Below are 1,011 nucleotides of genomic sequence, written 5' to 3'. Positions count from 1 at the left end.
AAGCCCTCAATGCTCTCGAGCGCGTATGCGAATGCGAGCTCTCCGAAACAGTGGTGACTGCCTCTGTTTGTCTCCGAACATACAAAGAAGAGCCTCTCCCGGAAGACCTCTCTGAACTGGGAGAATATAACGAGAGAAACTGCGCCGTCAAAAGAACCGTGACCCAGAAGCGTCTCTTGTGCAATCTGTTGGATGAAGAAGAGTTGAGAAACCCTCAAGTACAAATATTTTTACGATAAAATATTGAAAAGCGTCTGGAACATTTGCATTCTTTTTTTCACTCATGGATATCGTCCTCGGAGATAAGAACCTTTTGGGTTACGTGTTCTCGTTCCTCAAGCAGTCTGATTTCATCGCCCCGTCGATGGTTTCTCGCTTTTGGAGAAAACATATCCAGAAGAGAAAACGCAGTGACAACTGGAAGATTCATAGTGCCTTCAAAAACGCCATCGTCAAAGGACAAGATTCTCTCGTCTCTTTCCTCATTTGGAATAGAGCGATGAAAAAGTCTGGTTGGCCAATCAAGTGGGCAGCCAAGACAAACAATTCCCGACTTGTTCACGAGTTGTTTGCCTCTGGATACCCGATCACAAGCAACGCTTTTTTGCCCCCTTCGACACAAGGAAACATCGAAATGCTCGACCTTTTGCAAGAGCTTGGGAGATGTCGTGACCCCATTCTTCCTTTGATAAAAGCTGCAAAGAGTGGGCAACTTTCCGTCATTCAATGGTTTGAAGAAAACTACGAGCATACCAATTCGAGTTCGACGTGTAAAACTCTCGTTCCCAGGGCGATTAAGGCCCATCAGAACAAGCTTTTCGACTACCTCTTTGATGGGGCTGCCATGGATAGGCGTTCTGTCCTCACAATGTGTCTTTGCGCAAAAAATATGGAGCTTGCTGAGAGGTTTTGGAGAAACCAGGATAGGAAGACGATAGACCTGAGTGAGTGCGCCGCGAAAAACAACTTGGTCGCTCTCCGTTGGCTTTGCGATGTCAAGGGAGTCACCCC

The 1,011-nt window shown here is 46.7% G+C and carries 3 protein-coding genes; 2 read left to right on the top strand and 1 reads right to left on the bottom strand.

All coding sequences use genetic code 11. The features are described 5' to 3' along the window. The coding region (locus GQO39_RS09000; protein WP_210349161.1) for a hypothetical protein at window positions 1–239 on the top strand (239 nt) is incomplete at its 5' end. 38 nt (window positions 240–277) lie between these two features. On the opposite strand, the gene GQO39_RS08690 is transcribed toward GQO39_RS09000, so the two are convergent. Then, window positions 278–562: a hypothetical protein gene (locus tag GQO39_RS08690; protein ID WP_156851795.1), complete on the bottom strand. Its 285-nt coding sequence runs from the start codon at window positions 560–562 to the stop codon at window positions 278–280. Window positions 563–634: 72 nt separating this feature from the next. Here GQO39_RS08690 and GQO39_RS08995 point away from each other — a divergent pair. After that, window positions 635–1,011 (top strand): hypothetical protein (locus GQO39_RS08995; RefSeq protein ID WP_210349160.1); only part of this gene is annotated, 377 nt, incomplete at its 3' end.

The sequence above is a fragment of the Bartonella refiksaydamii genome, from assembly GCF_902652675.1.
Lineage (GTDB): Bacteria > Pseudomonadota > Alphaproteobacteria > Rhizobiales > Rhizobiaceae > Bartonella > Bartonella refiksaydamii.
Note: the sequence above shows the minus strand (reverse complement) of the source record. Positions and strands in the feature narration are given on the sequence as shown.